The sequence below is a fragment of the Paenibacillus sp. An7 genome (assembly GCF_009870785.1).
GTDB lineage: Bacteria > Bacillota > Bacilli > Paenibacillales > Paenibacillaceae > Paenibacillus.
Window position 1 is genome coordinate 1 of sequence record NZ_WTWX01000061.1, and the last position, 2,689, is coordinate 2,689.

Annotated in this window: 4 protein-coding genes; 3 read left to right on the plus strand and 1 reads right to left on the minus strand. The window is 34.8% G+C overall.

Annotated features, from left to right (window positions below; genetic code table 11):
* Positions 1–119 precede the first annotated feature (119 nt).
* The 3 genes from GQY27_RS21090 (at position 120) to GQY27_RS21100 (ending at position 1,602) form a co-directional block, all read left to right on the plus strand.
* Positions 120–470, plus strand: coding sequence for a VOC family protein (locus tag GQY27_RS21090; protein WP_160037228.1), 351 nt, complete (start codon positions 120–122; stop codon positions 468–470).
* Between the two features lie 207 nt (positions 471–677).
* Positions 678–1,076 (plus strand): GNAT family N-acetyltransferase, encoded by a 399-nt coding sequence (locus GQY27_RS21095; protein WP_236570685.1) that lies wholly within the window; start codon positions 678–680, stop codon positions 1,074–1,076.
* 265 nt (positions 1,077–1,341) lie between these two features.
* Positions 1,342–1,602, plus strand: a complete 261-nt coding sequence (locus tag GQY27_RS21100; RefSeq protein WP_160037230.1) for a SunI/YnzG family protein — start codon at positions 1,342–1,344, stop codon at positions 1,600–1,602.
* A gap of 417 nt (positions 1,603–2,019) precedes the next feature.
* Here GQY27_RS21100 and GQY27_RS21105 read toward each other — a convergent pair whose 3' ends face one another.
* A complete protein-coding gene (locus GQY27_RS21105) occupies positions 2,020–2,376 on the minus strand; it encodes a hypothetical protein (RefSeq protein WP_160037231.1) in 357 nt (118 codons plus the stop codon).
* Positions 2,377–2,689 lie beyond the last annotated feature (313 nt).

The following is a 2,689-nucleotide window of genomic DNA, read 5'->3' on the forward strand; positions in this document are numbered from 1 at the left end:
TAAAGTTTCCCGAATACCCTACATATAGAATTGTTTAGGAAGTTCGTGAATAATACGTTAGATGAAAATCTTGCTTACTCAAAAACCATTAAATATAAAAAGATAGGAAGAGATACAGAATGCAAATTAAAGAAACAGGCTTTATTTTGTTTTTAGAAAATTACGAAGAAAATGTCCGATTTTATACCGATACACTTGAGCTTGTAGTTAGAGAGAGAAAAGAAGGACTTGTAAAGCTTGATTTTGGTGGAAGTTACTTAATGATCGAGAACAATGGAATTTCAAATAAGACTGAGAAGAATAGAAGTCAAAACCCGACTGTAATAAGGATTGAAGTAGATGATATTGAAGGAACTGTAAGACTGCTAAGGGATAAAGATGTTCAAGTTGAGGTACATAAATTCAATTGGGGAACGATTGGTGTGCTCATCGATCCAGAGGGAAATAGAATTGAAATAAAAGAATATTGATTATCATGTGATGTCGAAGAAGGAAGGACTTCACCTAACAGAATATTCGCGCATCTGACATTCGCTCTCGGTCCGGTCGGAGATAGGAGTGCATTTGGAGAAGCATCTCAGTTGCAGGGAAGCTGAGACAAACGGACACATCCGCACCGCGGCAAGCTCCTGGCAGTAAATCAGGTCAAAGATCAATATAAATATGCTAAATAGGCGGTGGCTTCCTTGATTAATCTGAAGGATTTTTATGACTTAAGCGTAGTTAACAAGCTATTATCTGAATGCATGTGTTCTGATGAAGAAAGAGTTAAGGCAGAGATAACTAAATACCTTGAAGATGATTCAAGGAGACTTTATGGAAGGTTCTTAAACGATGAGTTAGTAGGTTTAATTGGTGTAAAACATGGGTTAAAAGGCGAAGTCGAACTAAAACATATCTCTATAAAGCAAGATTATCGCGGTAAAGGTATTGGGAGAAGGATGATACATGAATATGTGCAAGCCAAAAACGTAGTAAAAATGACAGCTGAAACTGATAAAGATGCTGTTGGGTTCTATAACAAACTTGGGTTCACGATAATAAGCCTCGGGGAAAAATACCCAGGAGTTGAATGATTTGAATGTATTTTCTTACCTAAAATGATTGAACTAACGGAAAAACGATAGCTGAACACAGCAGGGAGCAACTTGCCAGTTAGCAGCTGCTCCCTTTTAGTTATGCAAACCGGCAGGATAGCTTATTTATTTTTATGGTACAATTTAGTAGGATTGTGGGAATAGGAGAAAGATAGTGATGTTTTTGAAAGATATGATGGTTAGTAATTAAAGGCGCAGTATCTTAGATTCTTAATATAATCTATTCTGAAAAGAGGAAATGATTATGCTGGGTATTAAGATCGAAAAGACGCAGAGTAACTTGGTAATAAAATGGCAGTTAACTAAAATCGACGTTCCTATAAATGAAATTGAAGATGTGATTCAAGATAACACCTATGCTGGAAATGAAAAGGAAGCACTGCGAATTGGTACCCCTTATGGTACAACCGATAGAATAGTAATAAAAACGAAATCCAAAGATTATATTCTTTTTACTTCAAACCCTGTATCTCTGAATTCCAAAATAATTAAATTTCTACGATAGGAATTTAATTATTATTTAACCTTAATAATCAGGCGAATAATTCTTATTAATAATTTTTGAGGTAGAACAAATTCCCTGTAAGGATGAGCTCATAAAAGAGTTTATAATCTGGAATAAGCAATGAAGGATCAGCAAAGTTGCCATTCTTAATTAATCCAAAATATAAATGAACGTCGATTAACAAGCGGTGATATTTGTTCGGTTAGAATTGGTTGGGGAGTCTGATTATAAGAATGAAACACAACATACATACATTAATAAATAAGTTTGGCGATATCTGTTTATTGAAATAAGTGAAACAAGCAGCATAGAGAAGGTTTTTGTGGGATGGGATATTGATAGTTATTTTTATGAATGTGGATTTGATTATACCGGCTACAACCATTAAAACAACAATTGTAACCGATATGATGTTTACTAAAATTTATTGTTGTATGTCTCTCTAAATGTTTCATGCTTCTTGCTCGATATGTAGGCTCTCAAAGCTTCAAAAATAAGAAGGATGAATTCACACACCAGTTTCCATACAACTGAGACTACCAAAAAGAATGCTATGCCAGCAATAATAGCTAAAAACGTGTTACCTCTTTGCGTAAATGCTCCATTATCCATATAAGTAACAACAGGGGAAACCATGGAAACAGTCTGCATAAAAAGATATGAATACCCTAGGATAGCAACCAATCCAGCATAAAAAACTATTGTAATTAGTAACTTATAACTAGACTCTCCTAACACAAACCAATTTACTTTTTCATTACCTCTTTTGTTCATATTTACCTCCTTATGATCACTGACACCAATTATAAATATTTGGTATACCACAAGGCAATCAAAATTTATCATGACCATTATATTTACGCTCATATGCTTCCCAGTCTATTTAGCTCCAACTGCGAATGTGCATATCCAGGCCAGTCCTCAGTTATTTGATTCTTGGGCATTATCATCTGATTTTAAATTATGAAAAGAGGGGTAGTGGCTTTAGCAACTCAAAATTGTGAATTTTCTTAGTCCTGATTGAACTAACGGAAAAACATTAGTTGAACACAGCACGGAGCAGCTTGCCAGTTAGCAGCTGCTCCCT

Bases quoted from the DNA above. Each gene is read 5' to 3' on its own strand.
- GQY27_RS21090 (WP_160037228.1), top strand. From the start codon at position 120: ATGCAAATTAAAGAAACAGGCTTTATTTTGTTTTTAGAAAATTACGAA.
- GQY27_RS21100 (WP_160037230.1), top strand. From the start codon at position 1,342: ATGCTGGGTATTAAGATCGAAAAGACGCAGAGTAACTTGGTAATAAAA.
- GQY27_RS21105 (WP_160037231.1), bottom strand. From the start codon at position 2,376: ATGAACAAAAGAGGTAATGAAAAAGTAAATTGGTTTGTGTTAGGAGAG.